This window comes from Roseateles sp. P5_E1 (genome assembly GCF_054049335.1).
This window is the reverse complement of sequence record NZ_JBFUMN010000323.1, coordinates 1-591: the sequence shown is the minus strand read 5'-3', so window position 1 is coordinate 591 and position 591 is coordinate 1. Positions and strand designations below refer to the sequence as shown.

General features: G+C 70.4%; 1 protein-coding gene. It reads left to right on the top strand.

The window, feature by feature from the left end; all coding sequences use genetic code 11:
• Positions 1-591 (top strand): hypothetical protein (locus ACXJKJ_RS31305; RefSeq protein ID WP_457395523.1); only part of this gene is annotated, 591 nt, incomplete at both ends.

Here is a 591-nt window from a genome sequence, read left to right as displayed (position 1 = left end):
GTCTTCGCAGGCACCACGTTGCAGCTGGACACCACCAGCGCGCTGGACAACGCCGGCGGCGTCATCCAGTCCACCGATGCGATGCAGCTGCGTGCCTCGGGCCTGTCCAACCAGCTGGGCAAGATCATCGGCGGCGCGGTCGACATCGACACGCGCGGCTACGCGCTGGGCAACCAGAGCGGCACCATCGGCAGCCAGACCGGCGCGCTGCAGATCCGCAGCGGTGCGCTGGACAACAGCGGCGGCCGCCTGCAGTCGCAGACCCAGCTGACCGTGGATGTCGGCGCCAACGCCCTGACCAATACTGCATCGGCCAGCAATGGCGGCATCCTCGCTGGCGGCGGCCTGCGCATCGATGGCGGCTTCCTCGACAACCGTGGCGGCGTGCTGCTGGCCCAGGGCGATGCGCTGCTGAAGCTGGCCAGCGTCGACAACAGTGGTGGCGGTGCACTGACCAGCGCCGCCGACCTGTCGCTGGAGGCATCGACGTTGAACAACGCTGCCGGCCGCGTGCAGGCCGGCCGCGATCTCGATCTCAGCCTGGGCGGCGCGCTCGACAACCAGGGCGGCGCCGTTGCCGCCGGCCAGACG